Raw genomic sequence first — 25715 nt, 5'->3', positions numbered from 1 at the left:
GTGTTCGGATCGGTACACGAGCCGAAGTTCTTCTCGGTCAACTTCGCAGGCTTCTCGAGCGGGTTGTACGCGAAGGCGTGGTTGGCCACCCTGGCGGCGATTCTCGGCCTGTTCCAGGTGTTTTCAGCCCTGGTCATGTACGGCAGGCTGCCGGTGAAGGCGCCGACCTGGATCGGTGCCGCACATGTGTGGTCGGGTCGGCTGGCCGTGTTCGCCACCGTCCCGGTCGCGGTGCACTGCCTGTACGCAGTGGGGTTCCAGACCGCCGATGTGCGGGTGCTCACGCACTCCCTGCTCGGTTGCTTCTTCTACGGCGCGTTCGTCGCCAAGATGCTGTTGCTGACGCGCAAAGGTGTTCCGGGCTGGGCGATCCCAGTGCTCGGCGGTGCGGTGTTCACCAGCCTGGTGTATCTCTGGCTGACCTCGGCGCTGTGGCTGTTCGTCGGAGAGGGGTTGAAGTTCTGATGTCAGGAAACCTGGGTCGCCGCGAGGTGCTGGCCGGTACGGGAATCGCCTTGGGCGCCACGGTCGTCGCGGCCTGCCAGACTTACGGCAAGCCGCCCGCCGCCAGTCAGGCGCCGGCCACGACGCCAGGCGGTGGGACCACTCGGGCGGCCGACGGTGGACTGGTCAAGACCTCGGCGGTGCCGGTGGGCTCGGGTGTCATCGTCGGCGAGGTGGTGGTGACGCAGCCGACGGCGGGCGTCTTCAAGGGCATGTCGGCCATCTGCACCCATCAGGGCTGTACCGTCAGCGAGATCGTCGACGGGACCATCAAGTGCCCCTGCCATGGCAGCAAGTTCAACCTCGACGGGACGGTGGCGCAGGGGCCGGCCAAGAAGCCGCTCGAAGCCAAGACCGTCACGGTCCAGGGGGACTCGATCGTCCTGGGCTGACCTGATCAGTCGAAGATGTCGGTGCCGGTGTCGTGCGCTGGTGGTGGGTTCACGATGGGGTGGCGGTTGCGGAATTCGGCGGACAGTTGGCTGTCGATGTGGGTGGTTGGTGCGGTGGCGGGTGCGGTGATGATGTGTTTGTCGTCGGCGATGTAGTAGATCGTCGGTACGTCGGTGGTGGGGTTGAGGCGCCATCCGTCGCGTAGTCGTTGGGGTGTGAGTCCGGTGGTGGGGTAGTTGGGGTCGTGGGCGGCGAGGTAGGCGGTGATAGTTGTGATGGCGTCGTTGGCGGGCAGGAAGGGGCTGTCGCGCGGCGAGGGGAAGTAGAAGATTTCGTGGGCTTTCGGTACCGCGTAGCGGCCTCTGGTTGGGTTGTGGACCGGTAGGAGGTAATCGCCATCCAAGCGATAGGGCACGATCGCCATAGTGAGTCGGGCTGCTTCGATGATGTCGATCTGTGCATAGATTTCCCCCATACCGAGGACCTCTGCATTGAGGAATTGAGCCCACTCGTTCATGGTGGGATGAGGTGGCTCTGGACGCACGAGTTTTTCGCGGCGCCCGCCGCCGATGCTCAGGTAAAACCGTGTACCGATAATCGTCCCGACCGAGAACGGGTCGCCTTTGTACCAGCAGGTGGTGATTGCGCGGTAGAAGGCGGTGATATCAGCGGCGGGAACGGTTTTGTAGGCGATTGCCGGCGGTCCGGCATTGCGGTCACCTTTCGGTTCGAATCCATCGGGTATCGATTCTCCGGGATCTACCGATAAGCGGACTTGTTGACGGTACTGGCCGCAGTGGAACGCGCGGCCCTGATAGGTGCAGTAGTAGCCCCGGGGTAGTAGTTGTGTGCCGTCGAGCGTGAGCGTCGGTTGCAGTACGCCGGACGGGATCGCCGGTTCGGTGCGGTTCATCGTGCTTGTTCAGTCGAAGATGTCGGTGCCGGTGTCGTGCGCTGGTGGTGGGTTCACGATGGGGTGGCGGTTGCGGAATTCGGCGGACAGTTGGCTGTCGATGTGGGTGGTTGGTGCGGTGGCGGGTGCGGTGATGATGTGTTTGTCGTCGGCGATGTAGTAGATCGTCGGTACGTCGGTGGTGGGGTTGAGGCGCCATCCGTCGCGTAGTCGTTGGGGTGTGAGTCCGGTGGTGGGGTAGTTGGGGTCGTGGGCGGCGAGGTAGGCGGTGATAGTTGTGATGGCGTCGTTGCCGGGCAGGTAGGGACTGTCCCGTGCTGATGGGAAGTAGAAGATTTCGTGGGCTTTCGGCACTGGGTAGCCGTATCCGGTGGGATCGTTGACCGGTACAAGGTGATCGCCCAACAGATGGTGGGGCACGATCGCCATGGTGAGCCGTGCTGCTTCGATGATGTCGATCTCTGCCCAGACTTCCCCCATACCGAGCACCTCTGCATTGGGGAAATAACTCCACTCGTCCATAGTCGGAGCGGGTGGCTTGGGTCGCACGATCTTCTGGCGGCGCCCGCCGCCAATGCTGAGTTGAAATTGCGTGCCGGTAATTGCCCTGACCGAGAAAGGCGCTCCTTTGTACCAGCAACTGGTGATCACTTCATAGAAGGCCGTGATATCGGTCGCGGGTACGGTCTTGTAGGCGATTGCCGGTGGTGCGGCATTGCGATCGTCTTTCGGTTCGAATCCATCGGGGATCAATCCTCCGGGGTCTACCGATAAGCGGACTTGCTGGCCGCTTACGTAGCAGTGGAACGCGTGCCCCTGATAAATGCAGTAATAGTCACGGGGCAGTAGTTGTGTGCCGTCGAGCGTGAGCCGAGGTTGTAGCGTTTGGGTCGGGTTGCCGAAGAGTTCGTCGATTACGGCACTGACTTGTTCGGGGCTGACGGTGGGTGGAGCGAAGTTGCGTTGGTGTAGGTAGTTGAGGAATTCGGCGCCGGGGGAGAGCCCGTAGTTCCGGACGTAGTAACTGACTTCGTCGTCCCAGCGCCAGACGCCGTCGGTGCGCTTGGTCAATGGCACCTGGGCGGCCGGCGGGTTCAACCAGGGGTCGATAGCCCGTGCGGTGGTGCGTGCCACGACCGCACCGGCGTCGAGATAGTCGGCGACCCGTGCGGCGTCCTCGCGTGAGAGCCGGGGGAGCGAAGCGTCGGGCGAAACTCCCTCTGTGGCAGCGGGATCGGGCCGAGAGACCGATAAGGCTTTTGTCACCTAGATGTCTCCTTCGGTCGGTCCGTTGGCGGACGATTCACGGCGTTGCCGGCTTTGTCTGATGAATTGTGATTCGGTTGCGCGGCTGCCGAGTATGAGATGCGTCGGTAGGTACGGCGTTTCGACGGTAATTGTCATGCCCATGTCGTGGGCAATACACGCCATCGCCAGTGGACCCCACGCGATGAACCCTTCGACGTCCCGGCGTCTGTCGGCGGTTTTTGACCAGAACTTCTTGTGGTCTTCGATTGCCCGAGCCAGCCGGGTGTTGAATTCTTCGGCGTTTCCCTGGGTGACGCAATACAGTAATTCGATCGGGGGATACAACAGCAGCAACAGCAGTTCTGGTTTGGCAATTTTCGCGCGTTCCGGGTCTGCGCCCTCCATTGCGGTGAGGATCGCCCGAACAACGTCGTCATCGCGGCGGAAGAACTTCTGGAATGCGGTCACCCAGTCGTAGATGTACTCGTCGTACGCCGCACCGGCGGCTCGCAGCGTCTCGACGGGAGTTGCGCAGAGGGACGTTATGCGGTCATGTCGGCGGCAGACTATCGCGAAGTACATTGCGGCGAGCCATTTTCCGGCTGTCGCGCTGGAGTTCGGACCGGTGCCGGTGGTGGCGACCTTGTCGTCGAAGCCGAGAGTGAACTCGATGTCGCGGTCCTTGTTGTTTGCGTTGAGGAACATCGCTGAGCCGGCTTGCATCGCCATCCACGTCGCATCCCAGATGCGTAGGAGTGCTGCGTCCGGATCTTCGACCGATGAATAATTCGCGATCCAGCTGGAGTAGGTAAAGAGCCGCTCCGTCAGTTGAGGTTTCGCTTCGATCAGACCTCGGGTGAAATCGATGTCTTCAAACAGTTCCTGGATTCTTTGTTCAATGTCATCCAGATCGATCTGGTGCCGATTAATCACTAGCATCGCAATTTCACTCGCCCCGTTCTAGTCCAACGCGAATCGGTCCATGCGGAATCCGCCGTACTCGGCGCCACCTGGGGTGATATCCACCCGTGCTCTTACCAAATAGTAATCGAGCGCATCGGTCTGCAATGCTGCGTCCAGACGACGCGCCAATTGTCGTCCTTCCGGCCCATGGTTCCGCATTGCATCGATGACACTCGCGGCATACTGGCGATGTCCTTGCTGGTAGCTGACTCCGTCGAAGCCTAGGCGGGTGCCAAGGTGTCCGCTGGGTCCTTTGGCCTCTACGACGACCACACGTGTCTCGCCGCTCTCGCGGTCCCGAACTTCGTAGACGTGGTCGAAAGTGCCTGGGCCTCGTTGTCCTTCCTGTAATGGTGTCACGTCGAACTGGCTGCCGGGGAATCTGTTCTCCATGGCATGGGTGGCCGCGTGCTCGCCCAACGCCTCACCGGCGGCGGTCTGCTCAGTGAATGCGGCCTGACGTTCACTGATCGTCTCGGGGGCCGCCTCAACACCGCTGATTCGCTCTGCCTGGTACGCGGCATCCGCGGCGACAACGTGTTCGCGGGCAGCTTCGCGTCGGTCGATCAATCCTTGAGCGTCGTGGCGTTCTTGTGCATTGGCCGCATGAAGAAGCGTCTCGCCGTCCGCCAAGGTTGCTCGCTCGTAGCCGTCCGGCACCGCTGCCAGAGCGCCGCCGTCGTCGCGGCGGATCAGGGGTACCTGGTCACCGTCGAAGTCGAGTTGGTTCTCGTTTCTGCGCCGGTACTCCGGCTCGGTCGATGCGCTTTCGTCACGCAGCGAATCGCGAGTGCGCACCTCGTCGTAATACTTCTCCCGATACCGGGCGTCGTCGACCTTCTCCTGGAGGCTGGCTGGTGGGTGCCGCCCCTCCAGACCATCAATCGGATCGTCGGAGATCTCTCGCCCGGCGCGGCTCTGTGGGTCTGAGCCGTCGGGACTCTCATCGGCGTGATGACCGTCCGCCTCGACGTGCTGCGGTTCTGGTGAATCGAGTACGTGCCGTGTGGTGCCGTCGGGCTCGAATTGGTGCCAACTGCCATCGGGTGGGATTCGCGGCACGCGTTCGCCGTCGGGGCCGCGATCGAAACCGGTGACCACTGGTGGGCGCCCGTCGGGATAACTCCATACCGGCCGGTCCGGTGCCGTGACGCGGACCCCGAGCTCACGGGCCAGGTCAGCGGCGAACGAGTGATTTCCCGCGCCGGTGTCGCAGGACATCAGTCGGATGGGCGTCTGCCCATCCCATCCGCTGTTACGTATCGCATCGGCGAAATCGTGTGGCGAGAGTCGATGTTGATTGCCGGCGCTGTCGTACACCGAGACGCTGTGGTGATCGCCGTGCACATCGACGGTGAACTCACCGGGGAATCTCGGAACATCGCCGGCCGCCGAGCGCATGTGTGAATCTGCTGGGTCGAAGAATGCGGCGCCCGCAGGGGTCTCGAAAGCGGAGTGTCGGAACGCATCTGGGGCCCCCGTGCTGGAATGTCGATCAGGAGGTGGCCCGGTGTCGCCCAGTTCGGGACTGCGGTGCGTCGCATCGGGCGGTTCTGGGTGTGGCCCGTGCTGCGTGGAATCCGGGAAGACCCAGTCGCCGCCCTTGTGCTGTGGCCAGCCATCGACGACATGGTCGCTGGGGTCCTTGGCGGATACCCAGGTGTCTTTATCGGCGAGGCGCGCCACATCGTGTCGGGATCCGTCCGGGTCGATTCGGACCAGTGTCGCTCCGGGCTGCCATGCGCCCGTTGTGAGTTGATACTCGGGGTTGAGCCCGTTTCCGGCACCGGTGTAGCCCGTGCCAGTGTGAGGTGGTGTCCCGCTGGGCAGGTCTTCGCTTCGAGGATCAGCGATGCCGAGGTGTTCAGCGACGTGTTGATTCGGTACCGAGAACCGGCCCGACCTGAGTTCGCCTTCGATGACATAGGCATGATCAGTGGTGGTGAACACCTCATAGGGCGAACCATGCCCGTAGTCGAGGCGCAGGCCGTGTAGCAGCTCTGACGGGGTTCGTAGCCCATGCGCGTCTGACCGCACCGAGACACACCCGCCAACGGCGTTGGCTTGATAGCGGGGGTTCGTGCTGTAAGGCGCACCAGGGTTTCGGACTTGATTCAGGATCGAGTCCACAACGCTGTCGCCGACGACCTTCTGAATCGTGTCGTTGGGGCCAGGGTGCGGATGGGCCATCCGTGCCTCGTACATCACCTGCAATTGCTCACGAGTGAAGTGCTCGGCCAGGTGTTCGCGACCCACTATCGCGGCCGTACGTTGCCAGTCGATGAATTCGTTCAGGGTCACACCGTGCCGGTCGAGCACTGGCGTCACCGCATCAACCGGGTCCGGCCGTGGCGCGTCGGATCGGCCGCCGGCGTGACTCGGTGTCCCGCTCGGAGCGTGATCCTCAGTGTGTGGACCGCTTGGTGTGGGTTGCGGGTGCTCAGCGGTGGGCCGCGCGTTCTGCGCGCCCTGATCGGTGCGCGGGCTCGCATCGTGATGAGGCTCTGTCGGAGCCGGTGGTCGCTGAGGTTGCTCGGAACCAGGCTGCATGCGCTCGGGGGCGTGTGGTTCTCCCTGTGCCGCAGTGGGTTTCACCGGCGGGCTGGGATTGGTGTCGCGTGCTGGACCGGCGGCGGCGGTTCGTTCTGGCGGCCGCTGCGGCGGCGAGTTTTTCGCTGGGGTATCGCGTGGAGTGGGGGACCCCGCGGGTCGCTCCGTGTTGGCGGTAGGGGTGTGGCTACTGGTCGGGCTCGAGCTGTGGCCACCGGGGGAATGGTGGCCCATGGGTCCGATGGGGCCACCCATGTTCATCGCGTTGGCCAGCGAGTTGGTCGAGGTGTTGGTACCCGTATCGCGGTGGACGGGAGCGTCGGTCAGGTGCGACGGCGCGGTGTGGTCGGTGCGGTGTGCACCGTCCGTGGTATGCGAGTCGTGGGTGCGCGAATGATCTGGGGGCGAATGATTTTCGCCGCCACCAGGGTGTTCGCCGCCGCCGGAGTGGCGTTCCGCGCCGGAGGTGTGGTCACTGGGCCGGCTGTCGGCGTCGCTGCGGTGTCCGGTGTCGTTTGGCGTGTGGCCGCCGGTGTCGCGGGAGCCGGCCGCATCGTGACCGCCCCGCTGATCGTGGGCCGGCGAATTGTTGCTCTGGTCGTGTGCGCTTGTGTCCGTGGAGGTTTGCGGGGAATGCTGCGTTTGCGACGGCCCGGACGACGCATCCGATGGGGTGTGGCCGGCGGAGGGTGGTTCACTCGATCGCGGGCCCTCAGAGCTGGGGACATGGGACCCTTGGCCGTTGGTGGCGGGACCACTGTTCGACTGTGGTCCGTCCCCGGAATGTGTTGGTCCACCTGATGATTGGGGACCGTCGTGACGTGGCGGTCCCGAATCCGCGGGACCTGATGTGCGCTCCGGTGGCCCCGAATGCTGCCCGGGGCCATCCCCGCCCGGCCGTACGGGGGTGTGATCAGGACCGGGTGGGTCCGGCGGCCCACCCATCCCACGCGGTGTACCCCCGGGTGAGTCACCGATCGTGGGCGGCCGCGGGGCGTCGCCGATCTCGGGCATCGCCCCGGCGTCAAAGCGTGGGGCCTGGGTCCGGCTGCCGAGATCGCTAAGGCCTTCCAGACCAGCGGAGTCCCCCGCGTCGACCGAGCCGCGGCCGCGGGATCCGAACTTGGCGAGGTCGGACAGCTTCCGTTCCCCGCTGGCCAGATCTTTGGCGAGCTTTGCACCCTTGGCCACCGACCCGGTCTTGCTGAGAGCGCCGCCGGGAACGAACAACGATCCGATGTTGAAGCCCGCTTCACCCAATGCCCGCCCAGGATGATCGCCCGACCATTTGTCCCACGCGACGAACTGTTTCCCCATGGCGATAAGCACGTCGTCGGTCTTGGACGGATCTTTGGCGATCATCGTGGCGACGTCGTACATCCCTTTCCAGGTGTCGAAATCCGCCAGCGACACAAGCCCTGAGACAGTCCCGACCAGCCCTGATATCAGGCCGACCTGGACATCGGTGTAGAACTTGATCCCTTCGGCCAGGGCGCCGCCGATGTCCTCTCCGAACGCGGCGATCAGCACCGGACGGATCAGTCTCTGGAACTCATCGGCTGCTTCGCCGAGCAATGTGAGGGCTTCACCCAACAGTCCGGTGATCGCTTTGACGATGGTTTGAAAGTTGTGCCACAACGCCTTGATGTCGTTAGCGATCTCCCGCAGTAGTTTCATGCCGTCACCGGTGAGGATGTCTTTCGCGGCGTCGTACAGACCGCTAACGGATATCCGATTCAGGATTCTGCGGATCGCGTTCTGGGTTTCCTGCACCTGGTTGGAGTAGTCCTCGACCGCGTTGGCGACGTTGCTGGAAATCTCCGTCAAGGTGGTGATGTTGGTGCCGAGTGTGGTGAGCGCCTCCGTCATCTTCCCGGACTCGTCGATGTGTTGGGCGCCGACCACAGCCTTCGGTGCAGTGAGCATGGACTCGAAGACTTTGAACCCGTTGGCAAAGTTACGCCACTGTGCGGCAGTGACTTTCATCAACCCGGCGTGACCGTTTGGCCACATGTTCAACGGCAATAGGATCGTTATCAGGTTCCATTTCGGCGGTGGCGGAACCAGCAAGTTCTGTGGCACTCGCGCGGCCTGCCCCGGGTGGGATTCCTGCGGCGCAGGACCGAGCCCTCCAGATGGCCCCGGCCCGCCGATCGTGGATGCCGCATCTGCATCGCGGTAGTTGTAGCCCGATGCCATCAGTCGGTAGCCGACACTCTTGAACGCATTGGCCGCGTTGGCCAGCGTGTTGGTGAACTCCTGGCTTTGCCGCCCGTACTGCACGCCCATGTTGAAGCCAGCGAGGTCGTAGCCCGAGGCCAAACCCTCGGCGACCATGGGCTTGACTGCCTCCGACAGCGCACCCAACTGCTCGCCGGCTGCCAGCACAATCTGACCCGCGGCGATCAGCGCATCGGGTTCAACTTCAATGCGGCCGGGCACCGCATCCCCCGTCGACCGCGACTAATCCCACATCTCTCCGTTTCGGGTGGCGGCGTCGGTGTAGTTCTTCTTCGCTCCGGCCAGAACGCCCTTCAGCTTCGTCAGCTGCTCGTTCATCAGGCGAGCGCCGTCCTCCCACTGCTGCTGAAACTGGGCCTGTGCATCCGAGGCCTCGCCATGCCAGGTCGCGTGCAACACCGCCATCGCCTGGTCGACGTCCTCCAAGACTTCCTGGACGGTTTTCCCGAACTGCTCCAAGTGGGTGATCGCGCCCTCCATTGCCGCGAAATCGACGACAAGCACGCTCACACCTCCCGGTCTTCAGCGGGTCGCGTCTGCGGCCGGACTGGGGATTGTCCAGTGGGTGGCATGACCTCGGGCGGGTCGTCGACGGGAGCCTTCAATCCCGGTTGCTCCACCGATGGTCCTGCCGCGCCATCGGTTTCGCTGTCGCGGTCCTTCTCGGCCTTCTCCTTCTCGGCCTTGTCCCTGTCGTCTTCGTTTTCGCCGGTTTCGCCGTCGTCGGCAGCGTCCTTGCCTGCGGACTCCGCGGCCCCTTGTTGGCCCTGCGCTGCGGCTTGCGTCGCGGCTTGCACGATCCCGGTCGCCAACTGGGCGGCCTGTCCTATGGCCTGGGACATCCCGCCGGCGACCTGACCGACCTGCCCCAGTGCGCCCGCCATCTGTTGTCCCAGGCTCGCCAACTGTTCGGCTCCACCAGCGCCGCCCGGCGAACTACCAGACGCGGCCGCACCGGTACCCGAACCGGAACCAGCACCGGCGCCTGAGCTACTGCCGGAAACACCGCCGGCCCCAGCACCGCCGCCTCCCATCGACGACTGCAATGCCCCCGCGCTGTCGGAGTCGGTCTTGGCGTATTCCTTACCGGCCAGCGACAACATGTCACCCATCGATTGCAAACCCCGCACGACCTGGCCCGCGCCGTTGTGCCAACCGTCCCATGCCGTGCCGAATGCTGTTGCCGCGCCGCCTTTCCAGCCCGATCCCAGCAACTGGGTGGTTTCCAAATCCACGCTGGAAAGCGCGTCCTGCAATTGCTGCGCCGCGTCTTTGAACCGTGCCGAGGCGGCCGTCAACGCCGACACCTCAACTTCGAGCCGCCCCATCTGCCCCCCATTCAGTTGATTCCCAGGATATGGCCAGCATCGGGTACGAGCCGACACCAACTCGTGTCGTACCCCCGCGCCATGCTGGCTTCATGCTCGACCTGGTCCTGCCCGTCGAATGCGGTGGCTGCGGTGCGCCGTCGACCCGCTGGTGTCCCGTCTGCGCGGCGGAACTGACCGTCCGCTCCGACGAGCCGCACGTCGTCTCGCCGCGGGAGGACCCCGGCGTCCCGGTGTTCGCGCTCGGGCGCTACGCCGGGGCCAGAAGGCGGGCCGTCGTCGGGCTCAAAGAACATGGCCGCACCGATCTCGTCGCACCGCTCGCCGACGCCGTCGCCGCGGCGCTGCGCACGCTGATCGTCTGGGGCCTGATCGTGCCGCCGCTGACGGTGGTGCCCGCGCCGACCCGGAGCCTGGCCGCCCGGCGCCGAGGCGGCGACCCCGTCGCGAAGATCGCCCGCGCCGGGGCCGCAGCTCTCCCGGGCGTCACGGTCCAACCGGCGTTGGCCATGCGGGCCTTCGCGCGCGACTCGGTGGGCCTCTCCAGCGCGCAGCGCCAGCGCAACATCCGCGGCCGCGTCCGGCTACGTTCGCCGGTGCGCGGGGAGGCCGTCGTGTTCGACGATGTGGTGACGACGGGTGCGACGGCAGCCGAGGCAGTTCGGGTCCTGCAAACATCCGGAGCGCAGGTGGCGGCGGTGCTCGCAATAGCACACGCGTGACCCTCCAGGCGGCATGACACGGCCGGAGGAGTACGTACATCAACTCGATATGAAGTTCTCAAAACCGGTATGCGAAATCGGTGGCACGACTAGGTGAACTCGGACTACCGTCGGCTGCAACCACCCGTGAAGCCTCACGGCGGTACCGACATATTCACTCGGTGCCAAATCGCTAACAGCGGTAGGAGGTGAGTACTCAACACCTTGCGCCGGGCTGCGGCGACTTGCAGACCCGCTCGGCGCGTAGTTCAGACCGTGTGCAAGAAGAGCCACACGTGCACTGCGAGAGAGAAGCGAGTTGCTAAGCATGACAACCCAATCCGTGGATTCTGCCCGCTCGACCATGTTTGCCGACGACGCCGAGCCTGCGCCCGAACCGCACGCCGACGTCGTCGTCAAGGGCCGCAACGTCGAGGTCCCCGAACACTTCCGCATCTACGTTTCCGAGAAGCTCGCTCGATTGGAGCGCTTCGATCGCACCATCTACCTTTTCGACGTCGAACTCGACCACGAGAAGAACCGTCGCCAGCGCAAGAACTGCCAACACGTCGAGATCACCGCACGGGGCCGCGGCCCGGTGGTGCGCGGCGAAGCGTGCGCCGACAGCTTCTATGCCGCGCTCGAAGCCGCCGTCGGCAAACTCGAGAACCGCCTCCGGCGCAGCAAGGACCGCCGCAAGATTCACTACGGCGACAAGACCCCGGTGAGTCTTGCCGAGGCCACGTCCATCGTCCCGCCCGAGGACCTGCCGGCGCTGTCGAACGAGACGGCCGCCGCCGAAGTCGACGACCACATTCCGGGTCAGGTGGTCCGGGTCAAGGAGCACCCGGCCAACCCGATGACGGTCGACGACGCGCTGTACGAGATGGAGCTGGTCGGACACGACTTCTTCCTGTTCCACGACAAGGAGAGCGACCGGCCGTCTGTGGTCTACCGCAGACACGCCTACGACTACGGATTGATCCGCCTGTCCTGAATTTCCAGTGATGCGCCCCCGGCTGAACCGCCGGGGGCGCACTCTTATCTGCCGATTCCCCCGGTCACCTACGATGGTCAGGTCTAACCCGCTGACGTATATCCGTTCCAGACCCACAGGGGAAAAGCGTGCTGTCGAAGTTGCTCCGCATCGGTGAAGGTCGCATGGTCAAGCGCCTGCAAAAGGTCGCCGCCTATGTCAACACCTTGTCCGATGACGTCGAGAAGCTGTCTGACGACGAGCTGCGCGGCAAGACCGAAGAATTCAAGAAGCGCATCGCCGACGGCGAATCGCTCGACGACCTGCTGCCCGAAGCCTTCGCCGTTGCCCGCGAGGCGGCCTGGCGCGTGCTGGACCAGCGCCACTTCGACGTCCAGGTGATGGGCGGCGCCGCGCTGCACTACGGCAACGTCGCCGAGATGAAGACCGGTGAGGGCAAGACCCTGACCTGTGTGCTCCCGGCCTACCTCAATGCCCTTTCGGGCAAGGGCGTGCACGTCGTCACCGTCAACGACTACCTGGCCAAGCGCGACAGCGAGTGGATGGGCCGTGTGCACCGCTTCCTCGGCCTGGAGGTCGGGGTCATCCTGTCGCAGCTGACGCCGGAAGAACGTCGCGCCGCGTACAACGCCGACATCACCTACGGCACCAACAACGAGTTCGGCTTCGACTACCTGCGCGACAACATGGCGCACTCGGTCGACGACATGGTGCAGCGCGGCCACAACTTCGCCATCGTCGACGAGGTCGACTCGATCCTCATCGACGAGGCCCGTACCCCGCTGATCATCTCGGGCCCGGCCGACGGCGCATCGAACTGGTACACCGAGTTCGCGCGCATCGCGCCGCTGATGGAGAAGGACGTCCACTACGAGGTCGACATCCGCAAGCGCACCATCGGTGTGCACGAGGCCGGTGTGGAGTTCGTCGAGAACCAGCTCGGCATCGACAACCTCTACGAGGCCGCCAACTCGCCGCTGGTCAGCTACCTGAACAACGCCATCAAGGCCAAGGAACTGTTCCAGCGCGACAAGGACTACATCGTCCGCGACGGCGAGGTCGTCATCGTCGACGAGTTCACCGGCCGCGTGCTGGTCGGCCGGCGCTACAACGAGGGCATGCACCAGGCCATCGAGGCCAAGGAGCACGTCGAGATCAAGGCCGAGAACCAGACCCTGGCCACCATCACGCTGCAGAACTACTTCCGTCTCTACGACAAGTTGTCCGGTATGACCGGTACCGCCGAGACCGAGGCCGCTGAGCTGCACGAGATCTACAAGCTGGGCGTGGTGCAGATCCCCACCAATCGGCCCATGATCCGTCAGGACCAGTCCGACCTGATCTACAAGACCGAAGAGGCCAAGTACATCGCCGTCGTCGACGATGTGCAGGAGCGCTACGAGAAGGGCCAGCCGGTTCTGATCGGTACCACCAGCGTGGAGCGGTCGGAGTACCTGTCCAAGCAGTTCACCAAACGCCGCATCCCGCACAACGTGCTCAACGCCAAGTACCACGAGCAGGAAGCGAACATCATCGCCGAGGCCGGCCGGCTGAAGGCCGTCACGGTCGCCACCAACATGGCCGGTCGCGGTACCGACATCGTGTTGGGCGGCAACGTCGACTTCATCGCCGACGCGCGGCTGCGCAAGCGTGGCCTGGACCCCGTCGAGACGCCCGACGAGTACGAGGCGGCCTGGCACGAGGAGCTGCCCAAGGTCAAGGAGCTGGTCGAGGAAGAGGCCAAGAAGGTCCGCGAGGTCGGTGGCCTGTACGTGCTGGGCACCGAGCGCCACGAGTCCCGTCGTATCGACAACCAGCTGCGCGGTCGCTCCGGCCGTCAGGGTGACCCGGGCGAGTCCCGGTTCTTCCTGTCGCTGTCCGACGAGCTGATGCGCCGGTTCAACGGCGCCACCCTCGAGGCGCTGCTGACCCGCCTGAACCTGCCGGACGATGTGCCGATCGAGGCCAAGATGGTGACCCGCGCGATCAAGAGCGCGCAGACCCAGGTCGAGCAGCAGAACTTCGAGGTCCGCAAGAACGTCCTCAAGTACGACGAGGTGATGAACCAGCAGCGCAAGGTCATCTACCGCGAGCGCCGGGCGATCCTCGAGGGTGAGGACGTGCAGGACACGGCCCACAAGATGCTGGTCGACGTCATCACCGCCTACGTCGACGGCGCCACCGCCGAGGGCTATGCCGAGGACTGGGATCTGGCCAAGTTGTGGGACGCGCTCAAGACGCTGTACCCGGTGGGTCTGGACTACCACAACCTGATCGACTCCGATGCTGTCGGTGAGCCGGGCGAGCTGACCCAGGAAGAGCTGCGCGACGCGCTGATCGCCGACGCCGAAAAGGCTTACGCCAAGCGCGAAGCCGACCTGGAGGCCATCGCCGGTCCCGGTGCCATGCGGCAGCTGGAGCGCAGCGTCCTGCTGAACGTCATCGACCGCAAGTGGCGCGAGCACCTCTATGAGATGGACTACCTCAAGGAGGGCATCGGTCTGCGGGCCATGGCGCAGCGCGACCCGCTGGTCGAGTACCAGCGCGAGGGCTTCGACATGTTCACGGGCATGCTCGAAGGGTTGAAGGAGGAGTCGGTCGGCTTCCTGTTCAACGTGCAGGTCGAGGCTCAGCAGGCGCCGCAGGTGGCTCCGGTCGCCGCGCCGCAGGGGCTCGCGCAGTTCGCCGCGGAGGCCGAGCAGAACGCCGCCCAAGAGCAGGCCGCGCCGGCCGCGTTGCGCGCCAAGGGAATTGAGGACAAGGCCCCGGCCATGACCTACAGCGGCCCGGCCGAGGACGGGTCCGCGGAGGTTCGTCGCGAGGGCGGCCGGCACGCAGCGGGCCCGGGCTCACGCCGGGAACGTCGTGAGGCCGCGCGCAAGCAGAAGCGGCGCTAGCCCGCTCAGCCCAGCTGCAGGGCCACGAATTGCCAACGCCCGCCGAGTATTTCGATGCGTCCGGCGGCGGCGTGCAGTCGTGGCCCGCGGCTGAAGGTGGCGAACACCTCGACGGCCGTGGGTGACCCGTCCTGTTCGCGGGCGGTGCGTAGCCGCACCCGGCGCAGCGCGGCGGTGCCGTCGGTCCTGGTGTGGCGGGGCCATGACGACATGGCGTCGAACAGCGTGGCGGTGACCAGCGGGCGCACTTGCGCCATCGGCCGCCGACGGTCGCTGACCTCCAGGACCCGGCGTAGTGCCGCGTCGGCGAACATCAGTGCGGCGCTGGGCGGCGCGACCTCGAGCGGCGACCCGACGGCGGATCGGATGGCGCAATCCGGTTCGGGATCGGCCACCACCTGGAGCCGGTTGGGGATACGGACCGGCGTGCCCGTCTCGATCGGCGCGGGCTCGTAGTCGACGATCGGCACCGTCAGGTCGACGTCGATGCGGGTCGATGCGGTCATGAAATCTCTCCAGCGGTCGGTCCGGTGCATGAGGCGCATCTGCTGGAGAGTCGCAGACCGCTAAATCATCGCACCGGTTTCACCAGGTGCTCGACGCCAATTCGCCGATCCGGTGCTGCGGGGGACCGGTCCCGGGGATACCGTGACGGGGTCGTTCAGGAGGTGAAGGGGGAGCGGCTGCATGGTGACCCGGTTGTCGGCGTCGGACGCGTCGTTCTACGGGCTGGAAGACTCATCGACACCCATGTACGTCGGGACGCTGTCCATCTTGCGGCGACCGCGGGCCGGCCTGAGCTACGAGACGCTCCTGGCGACCGTCGAGGCCCGGCTGCCGCAGATTCCGCGCTACCGGCAGAAGGTCCGCGAGGTCACGCTGGGCCTGGCCCGGCCGGTCTGGGTCGACGACCGCGACTTCGACATCACCTATCACATCCGGCGCTCGGCGCTGCCGTCTCCGGGCAGTGATGCCCAGCTCCACGATCTGGTGGCCCGGCTGGGCTCGCGGCCGCTGGACAAGACCCGGCCGCTGTGGGAGATGTGCCTTGTCGAAGGGCTCTCCGACAATCGCCTGGCGATCTACACCAAGACCCACCAGGCGCTGGTCAACGGCATGACGGCGCTTGAGATCGGGCACGTCATCGCCGACCGGACCCAGAAGCCCCCCGAGTTCGGCGAGGACATCTGGATCCCGGGCCGCGAGCCCAGCGATGCCTCGCTGCTGCTGGGCGCCATCGGGGAGTGGATCACGCGCCCGACGGCGCAGTTGGCCGCCGTGCAGTCGGCGGCGGCGGACATGATCTCGAGCACCGAACAGTTCGTCGAGGCCGGCCGGCGGGTCATCGACATGGCGCGCACGCTGGTACGGGGTACCGCCCCGAGCAGCCCGCTGAACGCCACCGTGTCGCGCAACCGGCGGTTCACCGTCGCCAAGCACGAGCTGGAGGAGTACCGCCAGCTGCGGACGCGCTTCGACTGCGACGTCAACGACGTGGTGCTGGCGGTGGTGACGGGCGCGCTGCGGAACTGGCTGATGTCCCGCGGTCAGTCGGTGTCGACGGGGCTGACGGTGCGGGCCATGGCGCCGATGTCGGTGTATCCCGAAACCGACCACCTCGAGACCGCCGGGCCGGGGCAGGCGATCAGCGAGGTGACGCCGTTCCTGGTCGACCTGCCGGTGGGCGAGAACAACGCGCTCGTGCGGCTGTCCCAGATCGCGCACGCCACCGAGACGCAGGCCACCACGACCACCCCGGTCGACGCGCGCACCATCGTCACGCTGTCGGGTTTCGCGCCGCCGACATTGCACGCCATGGGCACCCGGGTCGCGACGAGTTTCCCGGCGCGCCAGTTCAACCTGTTGATCACCAACGTGCCGGGCGCGCAGAAGCAGATGTACGTCGCGGGCACCAAGCTGCTGGACACCTACGCGGTGCCACCGCTGCTGAACAATCAGGTGCTGGCGCTCGGCATCACGTCGTACAACGGCAGCCTGTACTACGGCATCAACGCCGACCGCGAGGCCATGAGCGACGTCGACGTGTTCCCCAGCCTGCTGCGCGAAGCGCTCGACGAGCTGCGGGAGACGGCACGCTGATCGCTTAGAGTGCCCTGGTGCGCGTCTACATTCCGGCGACCCTGGCCATGCTCACGCAACTCGTGGCAGACGGGGTGATGCCGGCCCGCAGCGGTACCGCGTTCGCGGTGACCCCGACCCTGCGTGAGGCATACGCGCACGGCGACGAGGACGAGCTGGGCGAGATCGCACTGCAGGAAGCGGCACTGGCGTCGCTGCGGCTGCTGGCCGGCGAGGGGGTCGGTGAGGAAGCCGGCTTGCCGCCGCGGCGGGCGGTGCTGGTGGCCGAGGCCGAGGGTGTGACGGTGCGCCCCGATCTGGACGACGCCGTGGTGCGTCTGGCCGGGCCGGTCAAGCTGTCCGACGTGATCGCGGCGTACGTCGACAACTCGGCGGCCGAGCCGGCGGTGCTTGCTGCGGTGGCCGTCGTGGACGCTGCCGACCTCGGCGACGAGGACGCCGAGCTCACCGTCGGAGATGCGCAGGATCATGATCTGGCGTGGTACGCCGCTCAAGAGTTACCGTTCTTGTTGGAGCTGCTGTAGCCCTTGCGCCTCGCCTGCAGGGGTAGCTACTTGAGCGTAGGTTACGGTACCGTAGGTTAGGACGACCAACCGAGCGGGAGTGAACGTGGCCAAGAACACCATCAAGGTCTCGGCCAATGTGGTCGACACGGTGCGGCCCACGGTGGCCGGCGCCAAGGAGCGACCGGGCTGGCACGCGCTGCGCACGCTCGTCGGGCGCATCACCACGCCACTGTTGCCGGACGACTACCTCAAGCTGGTCAATCCGCTGTGGTCGGCACGGGAGCTGCGCGGCAAGGTCGTCGACGTGCGCCGGGAGACCGAGGATTCGGCAACCCTGGTGATCAAGCCGGGCTGGGGATTCTCCTTCGATTACCACCCGGGGCAGTACATCGGCATCGGTCTGCTGGTCGACGGCCGCTGGCGGTGGCGTTCGTACTCGCTGACGTCGAGCCCGGTGGAATCGCGCGGCGACCACACCATCACCATCACCGTGAAGGCCATGCCCGAGGGCTTCCTGTCGACCCACCTGGTCGGTGGCGTGGCGCCCGGCACCATCGTGCGACTGGCCGCGCCGCAGGGCGAGTTCGTCATGCCGGACCCCGCGCCGGGCAAGGTGTTGTTCCTGACCGCAGGGTCGGGCATCACCCCGGTGATGTCGATGCTGCGCACCCTGGCGCGCCGGGACCAGATCACCGACATCGTCCACCTGCACTCTGCCCCGACTGCGGCCGACGTCATCTTCGCCGATGAGCTGGCGAAGCTGGCCAAGGATCACCCGAGCTACCAGTTGCGCGTGCGGGCCACCCGTACCGAGGGGCGCCTCGACCTGACCAAGCTGGACGAGGAAGTCGCCGACTGGCGGACGCGCGAAGCGTGGGCGTGCGGCCCGGAGGCCATGCTGCACGACGCCGAGCGCGAGTACGAGGCAGCGGGGCTCGGGGTGCGGCTGCACCTGGAGCGCTTCGCGGCTTCGCGGGCTGCGGTCGAGGGCACCGGTGGTTCGGTGACGTTCGAGCGCAGCGGGAAGACCGTCGTCGCCGATGCGGCGACATCGCTGATGGAGGCCGGTGAACAGGCCGGCGTGCAGATGCCGTTCGGCTGCCGGATGGGCATCTGTCAGTCCTGCGTGGTGGGTTTGCTGGAGGGGCACGCGCGAGATCTGCGGACCGGAGAGGAACGGGAACCCGGAAGTCGGGTGCAGACGTGCGTTTCGGCTGCGGCCGGCGACTGCGTGCTGGATATTTAACAAAACCGCAGATCTGGGAAATATAGAATTTGCTGTCTAGCAACCTACGGTTGAGTAGGTTACGCTAGCGTAGGTAACTGGAAGGAGGTCGATATGGCAGTCACTGACGTACCTGAGTTCGCGCACCTGACCGAAGCCGATATCGAGGCTCTGGGCGTCGAGCTGGACGCGATCCGGCAAGACATCGAAGAATCCCGCGGCGTCCGCGACGCCCGGTACATCCGCCGCACCATCGCGGCACAACGTGCTCTCGAAGTAGCCGGCCGCCTGCTGCTGTTGCGCAGCTCGAAGCGGGCGTACTGGTGGGCCGGGGCAAGCACCCTGGGCGTGGCCAAGATCATCGAGAACATGGAGATCGGCCACAACGTCATGCACGGCCAGTGGGACTGGATGAACGATCCCGAGATTCACTCCTCGACGTGGGAGTGGGACATGAACGGGGTCTCCAAGCACTGGCGGTTCACCCACAACTTCATGCACCACAAGTACACGAACATCCTCGGGATGGACGACGATGTGGGCTACGGCCTGCTGCGCGTCACTCGTGACATCAAGTGGAAGCCGCACCACCTCTTCAACCTCGGGTTCAACACCGTCCTGGCGTTGCTGTTCGAGTGGGGCGTCGGTCTGCAGCACCTGGAGCTCGGCAAGATCTTCAAGGGCCGCGACGACCGCAAGGCGACCATGGTCCGCGTGCGTGAGTTCAGCACCAAGGCCGTGCACCAGCTGACCAAGGACTATGTCGCGTACCCCGCGCTCACGTCTTTGTCCCCGGGTGCCACGTACAAGTCGACGATGAAGGCCAACTTCCTGGCCAACGTCATCCGCAACGTGTGGGCCAACGCGGTGATCTTCTGCGGCCATTTCCCCGATGGCGCAGAGAAGTTCACCAAGACCGACATGGTCGGCGAGTCCAAGGGCGAGTGGTACCTGCGCCAGATGCTGGGCAGTGCCAACTTCAACTCGGGCCCGGTGCTGCGCTTCATGAGCGGCAACCTGAGCCACCAGATCGAGCATCACCTGTACCCGGACCTGCCCAGCAACCGGCTGTACGAGATCTCGATCCGCGTGCGGGCGCTGTGCGAGAAGTACGACCTGCCCTACACCACCGGGAACTTCCTGGTGCAGTACGGCAAGACGTGGCGCACCATCGCCAAGCTGTCGGTGCCGGACAAGTATCTGATCGACACCGTCGACGATGCCCCGGAGACCCGCAGCGAGCGGATGTTCGTCGAGCTCGACGAGAGCTTCGGCGCCATCGACCCGGCGACCGGCAACAAGCGCGGTCTGAAGACGGCCATCGCCACCGTGCGTGGCCGCCGCCGTCGGGCCAAGCGCGCCGCCGCCGCCTAGCAAGTCTCGTGAAAACCCCCAAAACCACCAGGTTTTGGGGGTTTTCGCGTTTTCTTGTCGTGCCAGCGGTGGCACTCGCCGTCGCCTGCACCCCGGGACAGGCGCGACCCGACACCGCCACGGCGCAACTGGGCCACGAGTTCGTCCTCGCCGGCGGGCAGTCCGCGATAGTCGACGGCGCCGGACTGCGGCTGAAATTCGATCGGGTGCTTGATGATTCGCGCTGCCCGAAGCGCGTGTCATGCGTATGGACGGGCGCGGCCCGGATCGCTGTCGTCGTCACCCCCGACGGTCAGCAGCCGACCACGCTGGAGTTCGACACCAATCCCGCGCCGGGGCGTACCCACCTGACCGATACGGTCGGTGGGTACATCGTCGAATTGCGCTCGCTGGACCCGTATCCCGAGACGCCGGGCACCATTGCGCTGACGGACTACCGCGCGACGATGCTGGTGGCCCGCTAGTACGTCGGCTCGTTCAGCACCGCGAGGAGGCGACGGGCCGCTTCGACGCGGTCGACGGCCGGGCCGGTGAGCGTGTCGAGCGCGCATTCCGGGTCGGCCGGCGGCCCCATGTGCCCGCAGCCGCGGGGGCAGTCCTCGATGGCCTCGGCGAGGTCCGAGAACGCCATCAGCACGTCGTCGGGCTGGATGTGCGCGAGGCCGAAGGACCGGATGCCCGGGGTATCGACGACCCAGCCGTCGTCGAGCGGCAGCGCCACCGACTGCGTGGACGTGTGCTTGCCCTTCCCGACGCCCGAGACCTCACCGGTGGCCCGGTCTGCCTCGGGCACAAGGCGGTTCACCAGCGTCGACTTGCCGACACCGGAATGGCCGAGCAGCACGGTGACCTTGCCCTCGAGCAGGGGCGCGACGGCGTCGAGCGGATCGTCGCGGCCGGCGGTGATGATCGTCAGGTCCAGGCCGGCGAACTCGGCGGCGAACGGCTCGGCCGGCGCCAGATCGTTCTTGGTCAGGCACAGGATCGGCCGCAGCCCACCGACGTACGCGGCGATCAGGGCGCGCTGCACCAGCCCGGCGCGCGGCGGCGGATCGGCCAGCGCGACGACCATCAACAACTGGTCGGCATTGGCGACCACCACCCGTTCGGTGGGGTCGGTGTCATCGGCGGTGCGGCGCAACACGGTTCGGCGTTCGTCGCGGCGCACGATGCGCGCCAGGGTGTCGGGCTTGCCTGACAGGTCGCCGACGATGCCCACCGAGTCGCCGACCACGATCGGGGTGCGGCCCAGTTCGCGGGCCCGCATCGCGGTGACGATGTGGTCCGGATTGCCGTCCAGCGCACAGCCCCAGCGGCCGCGGTCGACGGTGACGACCATGGCCTCGCGGGCGTCGGCGTGCGTCGGCCGGTTCTTGGTGCGGGGACGCGAACCCTTGCCCGAGCGCACCCGGACATCTGATTCGTCGTACTCCCGCAAGCTATTTCCCGGCCAGCAGGTCTGCCCACATACCTGGGAAGTCCGGCAGCGTCTTGGCCGTGGTGGCGATGTCCTCCACCTGGACGCCGGGCACCCGCAGCCCGATGATCGCGCCGGCGGTGGCCATCCGGTGGTCGGCGTAGGACCGCCAGGTGCCTTCGTGCAGCGGCACGGCCGTGATGACCAGACCGTCGTCGGTCTCGCGGCACTGGCCGCCCAGCCCGTTGATCTCGGCGGTCAGCGCGGCCAGCCGGTCGGTCTCGTGCCCGCGCAGGTGCGCGATGCCCGACAGTGTCGACACCGAACCCGGGCTCGCCAGCGCGGCGAGTGCGGCCATCGACGGCGCCAGCTCGCCGACGGCCTTCAGATCGGCGTCGAAGCCGCCGTAGCTCTGCGCGCCCCGGACCTCCAGGTGCGAATCGACCACCTGCACAACGGTGTTCAGCTTGTCCAGCAACGCGAGAATGTCGCCCGACGGCTGCACGCTCTGCTGCGGCCAGTGGGCCAGCCGCACCGTGCCGCCGGTCACCGCGGCGGCCGCGAGGAACGGCACCGAGTTCGACAGGTCGGGCTCGATGGCCCAGTGCCGCGCCGCGATCGGCCCGGGCGCCACGTGCCAGCGGTTCGGCTCGCTGTCGTCGACCTCGACGCCCGCTTCGCGCAGCATCGTGATGGTCATCTCGACGTGCGGCTGCGACGGCACCGCCGCGCCGGTGTGGATCACCGTCAGGCCGTCACGGAACGTGGCCCCCGACAACAACAGTCCGGACACGAACTGCGACGACGACGACGCGTCGATCCGGACCTCGCCGCCGGCCACCGACCCGGTGCCCGACACGGTGAACGGCATGCCGTCGCCGTCGATGTCGACGCCGAGGCCGCGCATGGCGTCGAGCAGCGGGGTGATGGGGCGCGTCTTGGCCTGCTCGTCGCCATCAAAGGTGACGACATGACGACCGACGGCCGCGACCGGCGGGACGAACCGCAGCACGGTGCCGGCCAGTCCGCAGTCGATGCGCACATCCGCGGCGGGGGTGATGGCGCCACCGACGGTCAGTTCCGTGCCGTCACCCGTGATCGTCACGCCGAGGGCCTGCAGCGCGCCGATCATCAGGTTGGTGTCGCGGCTGCGGAGCGCGCCGCTGACGGTCGAGGTGCCCTGCGGGGTCGCCAGGGCTGCCAGGATCAGCGCTCGGTTGGTCTGCGACTTCGATCCCGGCACGGTGACAGTGGCCTGCACCGGACCGGTCACCGACGGTGCGGGCCAGAGTTCCATGCCCCTATCCTGCCTGGTATGTGCGGGCGATTTGCAGTCACCACCGACCCGGCGCTGCTGGCCGAGAAAATCCAGGCTCTGGACGAGACCAATGCCAAGGCGTCGGACGCCGCCAAAGACGGCGGTGAACAGGGCAGCACGACTTCGTCGGCCAACTACAACGTCGCGCCGACCACGACCATCAGCACCGTGGTGCGGCGGCATTCCGAGCCCGACGACGAGGCCACCCGCCGGGTCCGGTCGATGCGCTGGGGCCTGATCCCGCCGTGGGTGAAGACCACGGCCGACGGCGCGCCCGACACCAAGGGCCCGCTGCTGATCAACGCGCGTGCCGAGACGCTGACCACGTCACCGGCGTTCCGGGGGTCGGCGAAATCGAAGCGCTGCCTCATCCCGATGGACGGCTGGTACGAGTGGCGGCCCAACCCGGCCGCCGACGGCAAGAAGGCCACCAAGACGCCGTTCTACATGCACGCCGCCGACGACGAGCTGCTGTTCATGGCGGGTCTGTGGTCGACGTGGCGGCCGGCCGGCGCGCCCAAGGACAGCCTGCCCCTGGTCAGCTGCACCATCATCACGACGGAGTCGGTCGGGCCACTGGCCAGCATCCACGACCGCATGCCGCTGACCATCAGTGCCGGCGACTGGGACCGCTGGCTGGACCCTGACGCGCCCATCGACGAGGGTCTGCTGCGCGGCCACGGCGACCTGGACCGCATCGTCACCCGTGAGGTGTCCAAGTTGGTCAACAGCATTCGCAACAACGGCCCAGAACTCATCGAGCCCGCCAAGAACGAACCCGAAGGAACCCTGTTTTGACCGCCCTGGACCCGTTGTTGGTGGAAGCCCTCGGCGCTGATCTGCGCTCGGCCGGATACACCACCGACGGGGTCGCCGAACTGCTCGGCGACGACGCGAACGCCGCCATGGGCCGCGGCGTGTGGTGGCCGGCGCTGCGGGCCACGTCCGGCGGTGGTCGCCTGGCCACGCTGGTGCGGCTGTTCCTGCTCGGCACCGACGAACCCGTGGACCAGGTGCAGGCGGCTTTCCCGTCGGCCGGCCTGGCCGAGCTGGCGGCGGCCGGCGTGCTGCAGGTGGACGACACCGTCCGGGCGATTCTCGACATCCGCCCGCATTCGGACGGGATTCGCGATTTTTTCGTCGTCTCCGACCAGGATGCCGCCCTGCGCGGCGGGCCGGTCGAGCACGAGCATGTGCTCGGCATCGGCGGTGCGTCGATGTCGTTGGCGCGGGCCGTGATTCGCACCCCGGTGCAGCGTGCGCTCGATCTGGGCACCGGCTGCGGCATCCAGGCACTGCACCTGAACGGGCACTGCGCCGACATCGTCGCCACCGACACCAACCCGCGGGCGCTGACGCTGGCGCGGGCCACCGCGGGGCTCAACGGCATGTCGTGGGATCTGCGGCCCGGCAGCCTGTTCGAGCCGGTGGCGGGGGAGCGGTTCGACCTGATCGTGTCCAACCCGCCGTTCGTGGTGGGCGCCGGCGCCCGGGACTACATCTACCGCGACTCGGGGGTGGCCGGAGATGGACTGTGCCGCACCATCATCGAGAACGTCGGCAACTACCTGACGCCCGGTGGCACCGCGCAGATCATGGCCAATTGGATTGTCCGGGAAGATGATTGGCGGGCCCGGGTGCAGGACTGGCTGGCCGGCACCGGACTGCACGCCTGGGTGGTGCAACGGGAACTGGCCGACCCGGTCAGCTATGTGTCGCTGTGGCTGGCCGACGCGGGGGAGTCCGCGGAACAGATCGCGCAGCGCGGCGCCGACTGGCTGGACTGGTTCGACGCCGAGGGCATCACCGGGATCGGCATGGGACTGATCTCGCTGCGCGTGCCGCGTCCCGGTGAAGTGCCCGAGCAGATCCTCGAGGAGATCACCGACGAACCCATCACGGGTATCGAGGTGGAGGCGTTCTTCGCCCGCCGGGCCTACCTGCGCGACACCTCCGACGAGGCGTTGCTGGCCGCCCGGCTGTCGACCGCTCCGGTACTGCTGGAACAGCATTCACTGCCGGGGCCGGACGGCTGGCAGGAGATCGGGTGCGCGGTCCGTCGCCCCGGCGGGCCGGGCGCGGTCCTCGGGGTGGACGAGGTGTTCACCGCGCTGCTGGCCGGCTGCCGCGGTGAAGTGCCGCTGGGCACACTGATCGGGCTGCTCGCCGCGCATCACGGTGTCGATGCCGACGCCCTGGCGGAGGCGGCGCTGCCGGAGATTCGCGAGGCCATCGCCCGCGGAATCCTGTATCAGGCCAACTGAATTCAGCTCCGGCGCCGCGCCGTGATCACCGCGTACGGTGCGTCGAAGGCGACGGTGCCGTCGGGCGATTCGTGCGCGGTGAACGCTGCGGTGAAGGCCGCGACGAGTCGGCTCCGGGTCTCGTCGTCCAGGTAGGTCAACGTGGTGACGTGCATGGGTGATTCGTCGGTGACGAAGCGCACCGCGTCCGCCACGGAGCCGAATCGCCAGACGAGAACCCTGTTTTCGATGGCGACGTCGGCGAAATCGGTGTCCAGCCGCTCGTGGACGAGCTCGGGTACGCCCCACTGATCGGGTGAGTACGGGCCGGGCTCGGGTTGCCCCAGCACCTCGACGACCGGGGTGAAGAACGGATTGTCCCCGGCCTTGACCCATGTCGAAAACCCCAGGGCGCCACCGGGTTTGAGCAGTCTTGCCAGCTCGGCGACCATCGTTGTCGGTTCGACGAAGATGACGCCCATGTTGGACACCGCGGTGTCGAAGGAGGCGTCGGGCAGTCCGGTGGCCGACGCGTCGGCCGCGACCCACTCGACAGCGTCACCACCGGGTTTGGCCGCGGCGATGGCGAGCAACTCCGGCGTGATGTCGACACCGGTGACCTGGGCGCCGAGGCCGGCCGCGTGCAGCGACGCGTTACCGGTCCCGCAGGCCAGGTCGACCAGTGCGGTGTCCGGCCCATGCGGCACCGCGTCGACCACCTCGAAGGCGATGGGTGCGATGAATTCGGCGACGGCCTCATACCGTCCGACTGACCACGTCGACATGCGGCCACTGTA

General features: G+C 66.4%; 22 protein-coding genes. 12 read left to right on the top strand and 10 right to left on the bottom strand.

Going from position 1 to position 25715, the window contains the following annotated elements:
* Positions 1–465: DUF6529 family protein (locus VXD91_RS22395; protein WP_346416462.1), on the top strand; the 465-nt coding region annotated here is incomplete at its 5' end.
* Entirely contained in the window at positions 465–896 is a 432-nt protein-coding gene (locus VXD91_RS22390) for a Rieske (2Fe-2S) protein (RefSeq protein WP_346416461.1), read from the top strand. The genes VXD91_RS22395 and VXD91_RS22390, both read left to right, overlap by 1 nt.
* 5 nt (positions 897–901) lie before the next feature.
* Here the strand turns inward: VXD91_RS22390 and VXD91_RS22385 are convergent, their stop codons facing one another.
* Genes VXD91_RS22385 through VXD91_RS22360 form a run of 6 tightly spaced genes read right to left on the bottom strand, consistent with a single transcriptional unit; the run spans position 902 to position 10140 of the window.
* Positions 902–1810: a hypothetical protein gene (locus VXD91_RS22385; protein WP_346416460.1), complete on the bottom strand. Its 909-nt coding sequence runs from the start codon at positions 1808–1810 to the stop codon at positions 902–904.
* A 9-nt stretch (positions 1811–1819) separates the two neighbouring features.
* Positions 1820–3076 carry a hypothetical protein gene (locus VXD91_RS22380; RefSeq protein ID WP_346416459.1) on the bottom strand — a complete coding sequence of 419 codons (1257 nt, stop codon included), beginning with the start codon at positions 3074–3076 and terminating at the stop codon, positions 1820–1822.
* Entirely contained in the window at positions 3077–3997 is a 921-nt protein-coding gene (locus VXD91_RS22375) for an immunity 49 family protein (protein WP_346416458.1), read from the bottom strand.
* A 21-nt stretch (positions 3998–4018) separates the two neighbouring features.
* Complete coding sequence (locus VXD91_RS22370) at positions 4019–9013, bottom strand: hypothetical protein (RefSeq protein WP_346416457.1); 4995 nt, start codon at positions 9011–9013, stop codon at positions 4019–4021.
* A gap of 21 nt (positions 9014–9034) precedes the next feature.
* The gene (locus VXD91_RS22365; RefSeq protein ID WP_346416456.1) at positions 9035–9316 is read right to left on the bottom strand and encodes a WXG100 family type VII secretion target; all 282 of its coding nucleotides are present in this window, start codon (positions 9314–9316) and stop codon (positions 9035–9037) included.
* 2 nt (positions 9317–9318) lie between these two features.
* On the bottom strand, positions 9319–10140 hold the full coding sequence (locus VXD91_RS22360) for a WXG100 family type VII secretion target (protein ID WP_346416455.1): 822 nt from the start codon (positions 10138–10140) through the stop codon (positions 9319–9321).
* 92 nt (positions 10141–10232) lie between these two features.
* Here VXD91_RS22360 and VXD91_RS22355 point away from each other — a divergent pair, with 92 nt between their 5' ends.
* From VXD91_RS22355 to secA, 3 genes are all read left to right on the top strand, one after another.
* Positions 10233–10862 (top strand): ComF family protein, encoded by a 630-nt coding sequence (locus VXD91_RS22355; RefSeq protein ID WP_346416454.1) that lies wholly within the window; start codon positions 10233–10235, stop codon positions 10860–10862.
* A gap of 343 nt (positions 10863–11205) precedes the next feature.
* Positions 11206–11838 (top strand): ribosome-associated translation inhibitor RaiA, encoded by a 633-nt coding sequence (gene raiA / locus VXD91_RS22350; protein ID WP_346416468.1) that lies wholly within the window; start codon positions 11206–11208, stop codon positions 11836–11838.
* A gap of 128 nt (positions 11839–11966) precedes the next feature.
* Complete coding sequence (gene secA / locus VXD91_RS22345; RefSeq protein ID WP_346416453.1) at positions 11967–14735, top strand: preprotein translocase subunit SecA; 2769 nt, start codon at positions 11967–11969, stop codon at positions 14733–14735.
* Positions 14736–14740: 5 nt separating this feature from the next.
* Here the strand turns inward: secA and VXD91_RS22340 are convergent, their stop codons facing one another.
* The gene (locus tag VXD91_RS22340; RefSeq protein WP_346416452.1) at positions 14741–15241 is read right to left on the bottom strand and encodes an Rv3235 family protein; all 501 of its coding nucleotides are present in this window, start codon (positions 15239–15241) and stop codon (positions 14741–14743) included.
* Positions 15242–15422: 181 nt separating this feature from the next.
* On the opposite strand from VXD91_RS22340, the gene VXD91_RS22335 reads away from it, so the two are divergent.
* The 5 genes from VXD91_RS22335 to VXD91_RS22315 all read left to right on the top strand — a co-directional run bounded on the left by VXD91_RS22335 (position 15423) and on the right by VXD91_RS22315 (position 20404).
* Positions 15423–16835, top strand: coding sequence for a wax ester/triacylglycerol synthase family O-acyltransferase (locus VXD91_RS22335; RefSeq protein ID WP_318984103.1), 1413 nt, complete (start codon positions 15423–15425; stop codon positions 16833–16835).
* A 14-nt stretch (positions 16836–16849) separates the two neighbouring features.
* Entirely contained in the window at positions 16850–17359 is a 510-nt protein-coding gene (locus VXD91_RS22330; protein ID WP_346416467.1) for a hypothetical protein, read from the top strand.
* Positions 17360–17444: 85 nt separating this feature from the next.
* Positions 17445–18587: a ferredoxin reductase gene (locus VXD91_RS22325; protein WP_346416451.1), complete on the top strand. Its 1143-nt coding sequence runs from the start codon at positions 17445–17447 to the stop codon at positions 18585–18587.
* Positions 18588–18680: 93 nt separating this feature from the next.
* The gene (locus VXD91_RS22320) at positions 18681–19940 is read left to right on the top strand and encodes a fatty acid desaturase (protein WP_346416450.1); all 1260 of its coding nucleotides are present in this window, start codon (positions 18681–18683) and stop codon (positions 19938–19940) included.
* Positions 19941–20008: 68 nt separating this feature from the next.
* Positions 20009–20404 carry a hypothetical protein gene (locus VXD91_RS22315; protein WP_346416449.1) on the top strand — a complete coding sequence of 132 codons (396 nt, stop codon included), beginning with the start codon at positions 20009–20011 and terminating at the stop codon, positions 20402–20404.
* Here VXD91_RS22315 and rsgA read toward each other — a convergent pair.
* Both rsgA and aroA read right to left on the bottom strand, forming a co-directional pair.
* Positions 20401–21378 (bottom strand): ribosome small subunit-dependent GTPase A, encoded by a 978-nt coding sequence (rsgA, locus tag VXD91_RS22310; protein WP_346416448.1) that lies wholly within the window; start codon positions 21376–21378, stop codon positions 20401–20403. The two genes, VXD91_RS22315 and rsgA, sit on opposite strands and share 4 nt — an antisense overlap.
* A gap of 1 nt (position 21379) precedes the next feature.
* A complete protein-coding gene (gene aroA / locus VXD91_RS22305) occupies positions 21380–22654 on the bottom strand; it encodes a 3-phosphoshikimate 1-carboxyvinyltransferase (protein ID WP_346416447.1) in 1275 nt (424 codons plus the stop codon).
* 18 nt (positions 22655–22672) lie between these two features.
* Here aroA and VXD91_RS22300 point away from each other — a divergent pair, with 18 nt between their 5' ends.
* Both VXD91_RS22300 and VXD91_RS22295 read left to right on the top strand, forming a co-directional pair.
* A complete protein-coding gene (locus VXD91_RS22300; RefSeq protein ID WP_346416446.1) occupies positions 22673–23473 on the top strand; it encodes an SOS response-associated peptidase in 801 nt (266 codons plus the stop codon).
* Complete coding sequence (locus VXD91_RS22295; protein ID WP_346416445.1) at positions 23470–24939, top strand: class I SAM-dependent methyltransferase; 1470 nt, start codon at positions 23470–23472, stop codon at positions 24937–24939. The genes VXD91_RS22300 and VXD91_RS22295 overlap by 4 nt, the downstream gene beginning before the upstream one ends.
* A 2-nt stretch (positions 24940–24941) precedes the next feature.
* On the opposite strand, the gene VXD91_RS22290 is transcribed toward VXD91_RS22295, so the two are convergent.
* Entirely contained in the window at positions 24942–25703 is a 762-nt protein-coding gene (locus VXD91_RS22290; RefSeq protein WP_346416444.1) for a methyltransferase domain-containing protein, read from the bottom strand.
* Positions 25704–25715: the final 12 nt, after the last annotated feature.

Source organism: Mycobacterium sp. SM3041, from assembly GCF_039668335.1.
Lineage (GTDB): Bacteria > Actinomycetota > Actinomycetes > Mycobacteriales > Mycobacteriaceae > Mycobacterium.
This window is presented reverse-complemented; position numbering and strand designations above follow the sequence as displayed.

Excerpts from the sequence above, each read along its gene's own strand:
- VXD91_RS22300 (WP_346416446.1), top strand. The coding sequence starts at position 22,673 with ATGTGCGGGCGATTTGCAGTCACCACCGACCCGGCGCTGCTGGCCGAG.
- VXD91_RS22385 (WP_346416460.1), bottom strand. The coding sequence starts at position 1,810 with ATGAACCGCACCGAACCGGCGATCCCGTCCGGCGTACTGCAACCGACG.
- VXD91_RS22335 (WP_318984103.1), top strand. The coding sequence starts at position 15,423 with ATGGTGACCCGGTTGTCGGCGTCGGACGCGTCGTTCTACGGGCTGGAA.
- raiA (WP_346416468.1), top strand. The coding sequence starts at position 11,206 with ATGTTTGCCGACGACGCCGAGCCTGCGCCCGAACCGCACGCCGACGTC.
- VXD91_RS22340 (WP_346416452.1), bottom strand. The coding sequence starts at position 15,241 with ATGACCGCATCGACCCGCATCGACGTCGACCTGACGGTGCCGATCGTC.
- VXD91_RS22355 (WP_346416454.1), top strand. The coding sequence starts at position 10,233 with ATGCTCGACCTGGTCCTGCCCGTCGAATGCGGTGGCTGCGGTGCGCCG.
- VXD91_RS22375 (WP_346416458.1), bottom strand. The coding sequence starts at position 3,997 with ATGCTAGTGATTAATCGGCACCAGATCGATCTGGATGACATTGAACAA.
- VXD91_RS22290 (WP_346416444.1), bottom strand. The coding sequence starts at position 25,703 with ATGTCGACGTGGTCAGTCGGACGGTATGAGGCCGTCGCCGAATTCATC.
- VXD91_RS22360 (WP_346416455.1), bottom strand. The coding sequence starts at position 10,140 with ATGGGGCGGCTCGAAGTTGAGGTGTCGGCGTTGACGGCCGCCTCGGCA.
- aroA (WP_346416447.1), bottom strand. The coding sequence starts at position 22,654 with ATGGAACTCTGGCCCGCACCGTCGGTGACCGGTCCGGTGCAGGCCACT.
- VXD91_RS22320 (WP_346416450.1), top strand. The coding sequence starts at position 18,681 with ATGGCAGTCACTGACGTACCTGAGTTCGCGCACCTGACCGAAGCCGAT.
- VXD91_RS22390 (WP_346416461.1), top strand. The coding sequence starts at position 465 with ATGTCAGGAAACCTGGGTCGCCGCGAGGTGCTGGCCGGTACGGGAATC.